2 protein-coding genes and 1 pseudogene are annotated in these 3,007 nt (G+C 65.3%); 2 read left to right on the forward strand and 1 reads right to left on the reverse strand.

Going from position 1 to position 3,007, the window contains the following annotated elements; all coding sequences use genetic code 11:
• Window positions 1-178 precede the first annotated feature (178 nt).
• The gene (locus LXN57_RS47570; RefSeq protein ID WP_251804939.1) at window positions 179-1,384 is read right to left on the reverse strand and encodes an IS256 family transposase; all 1,206 of its coding nucleotides are present in this window, start codon (window positions 1,382-1,384) and stop codon (window positions 179-181) included.
• 146 nt (window positions 1,385-1,530) lie between these two features.
• Here LXN57_RS47570 and LXN57_RS47575 point away from each other — a divergent pair.
• Together LXN57_RS47575 and LXN57_RS47580 are read left to right on the forward strand one after the other, a co-directional pair.
• Window positions 1,531-1,941 (forward strand): annotated as a pseudogene (locus tag LXN57_RS47575) (transposase family protein); the annotation flags it as partial.
• Window positions 1,942-2,071: 130 nt separating this feature from the next.
• Complete coding sequence (locus LXN57_RS47580; RefSeq protein ID WP_251804940.1) at window positions 2,072-2,629, forward strand: hypothetical protein; 558 nt, start codon at window positions 2,072-2,074, stop codon at window positions 2,627-2,629.
• Window positions 2,630-3,007 lie beyond the last annotated feature (378 nt).

The raw sequence follows: 3,007 nt of genomic DNA on the forward strand, positions 1-3,007 counted from the left end.
CACCATCCGAGCGACCTGGTCCTTATACTCCGGCGTGAACGTCCTGCGCTGCCTCGCCATCGACATTCCCCTTTTCCTTCCAGAAGAGAAACGATCTTAGTTGGTTCCCTCTCCGGAAGATCCGGGGCGGCTCAATGGGGTCTGTCAATTTAACGGCTGATCTTGGTTGTTGAGGTTGTCAGTGGTTGACCGGGGTGAGCCGACCCTCGAACGCGATCTGGAAGGCGTTCAACGGCGCCTTCCAGCGCATGGTCCACCGTCGGCGGCCGGCCCCGGTGGGGTCGAGACTCATCAGCGCCATGTAGACGCACTTCAACGCGGCCTGCTCGTTCGGGAAGTGGCCACGGGCCCGGACGGCCTTACGGATGCGGGCGTTCACGCTCTCGATCGCGTTGGTAGAGCAGATGACCTTGCGGATCTCCACGTCGAAAGCCAGGAACGGGACGAACTCGGCCCAGGCGTTCTCCCACAACCTGACGATCGCGGGATACTTCTTGCCCCACGTCTCGGCGAACTCCAGGAACCGTTCGGTAGCGGCGTCCTCGGTCGCCGCGGTGTAGACCGGCTTCAGGGCCTTCGCGATCTTGTCCCAGTCCTGACGGGCCGCGTACTTGAACGAGTTGCGCAGCAGGTGCACCACGCAGGTCTGCACGATCGTGCGGGGCCACACCGTCGCGACGGCGTCGGGTAGGCCTTTCAGCCCATCGCAGACCAGCATGAGCACGTCGGCGACGCCACGGTTCTTGAGCTCGGTGAGCACGTGCAACCAGTGCTTGGCGCCCTCGCCGCCGTCACCGGCCCAGATCCCGAGGATGTCGCGGTGCCCGTCGACGGTGACCGCCATGACGACGTAGATCGGCCGGTTCGCGACCTGACCGTCTCTGACCTTGACGTTGATGGCATCGATGAACACGACTGGATAGACGGGGTCGAGGGGCCGGTTCTGCCACTCGCCCATACCGTCCATGACCTTGTCGGTGATCGTGGAGATCGTCTGCTTCGACACCTCGGTGCCATACACCTCGGCCAGGTGCGCGGCGATCTCCCCGTGGGTCAAACCCTTGGCCGACAACGACAACACCAGATCGTCGACCCCGGACAGCCGGCGTTGACGCTTACGGACGATCTGCGGCTCGAACGAGCCTGCCACGTCGCGTGGGACCCGGACCTCGACCGGCCCGACGTCGGTGATCACCGTCTTGGCGCGGTGCCCGTTACGGGAATTCCCGCTGTTCTGACCGGCCGGGTCGTGCTTGTCACAGCCGACGTGATCGGTGATCTCGCCTTCCAGCGCGGACTCGAGAACCCGCTTGGTCAGCTGCTGCAACAGGCCACCGTCACCGGTCAGCTTCAGCCCGTCACCACGAGCCCGGTCGACCAGCATCGCAACCAGCTGCTCATCCGTGACCACACCCACCGGCCCGGTGGCCGAACCCTGCTCGACGTGAGGTTCCGTCGTCATCCTGGCGTCTCCCTTGAAGATCGAGATCCGCCGTTATTTTTACAGTCCCCCTGCACGCGCTGTCAGCAGTGCCGGATGCCCGTAGCCCCCGCGGGCTGCGTTACCCGCTTGCCGGACTCCTGAGCGTCGCGGTGTGCGCGGTGATGGCCGGCGCGTCGTCGGTCACCGCGATCGCGGACTGGCTGCGCGACCTCGACGACATCGCCCGGGCCCGGCTCGGCTCCCTGGGAAAGGTGCCGGCCACCACCACGATGTGGCGGCTACTGATCCGCCTGGACGCCGACCTGCTGTCCACGATCCTCGCGAGTTGGCTACGCACCCGCATCCGCCCGGCGGACAAACCCCGACGGCGGTATCGGCAGGTCATCGCCGTCGACGGCAAAACCGTGCGGGGCGCCCGCCGGGCCGACGGCACTCAAGTACATCTGCTGTCCGCACTGGACACCAGCACCGGCATCGTCCTGGCCCAGGTCACCGTCAACGCGAAATCCAACGAAATCCCGGCGTTCAACCCGTTACTCGACGCGGTCGAACAGGTCCTGGGCAGCCTGAAAAGACCTGATCTTCGTCGCCGACGCACTCCACACCCAGACCGGCCACGCCAACGAGATCACCGGACGGGGCGCGCACCTGCTGATCCCGGTCAAAGGCAACCGGCCGACGTTGTTCGCCCAGCTCACCACGCTGCCCTGGGCTCAGATCCCGATCGGGCACCAGACCCGCGACCGCGGTCACGGTCGCCGGGAAACCCGGACAGTCAAAGCCGTCACCCTGCACACGCCCGGCGGGATCGGCTTCCCACACGCGCAGCAGGCCATCAGGATCACCCGGACCCGCACCATCACCACCAGCGGCAAGACCAGCCGCGAGACCGCGTACCTGACCATCTCACTACCCGCCGCCGACGCCCACCCGGCCGACCTGCAGCACTGGGCCCGTTCCGAATGGCTGATCGAAAACCACGTCCGAGATGTAACGTTCCGTGAGGATCTTCATCAAGCCCGGACCGGCAACGGACCCGCCGTCATGGCCACCCTGCGTAACACCGCGATCGGGTTCCACCGGGCCAGCGGCGACACCAACATCGCCCGCGCCGCCCGGCGCGCAGGCCGCCGCCCCCACGATCTGATCACCGCCGTGACCAGCAGCAACCCGAGAACGCAATGACCCTGGGGATCCCGGCCAGGATCGCCATGGCGACCTCGGCCGGGATCCGTTCGCTCACCTGTCGCCGTCGAAAACGAAGCGGGCTGCACGAACAGGTGATCGCGAAAGCAGCAAGTTCCGTGGTGAACTCGTTGCAGTAGTTCGTATAGCCCGCCCCAGGAAATTTGCACGAATTCCTCGGCGGGAAGAGACTCACACCAGATGTTCATCACATGAGCAAAACTCAGTCCGCACCTGCGACAGGAGGCCACTGAGCTGATCTCAGCAAGATCCGGTTAGGTATTTGTATTCGAAATGGGTCAGGTGCAGCGCGGCGGTGACGATGTCGCCGATCCGGCGTGGGCTGATCGTGGTGCGGCGCAGGGCTTTCCAGCGGCC

Source organism: Paractinoplanes hotanensis (genome assembly GCF_023717965.1).
Classification (GTDB): domain Bacteria; phylum Actinomycetota; class Actinomycetes; order Mycobacteriales; family Micromonosporaceae; genus Actinoplanes; species Actinoplanes polyasparticus.

What these genes read in the sequence shown, in the direction of transcription:
- LXN57_RS47570 (WP_251804939.1), bottom strand. Translation starts at nt 1,384, where the DNA reads ATGCTGGTCGACCGGGCTCGTGGTGACGGGCTGAAGCTGACCGGTGAC.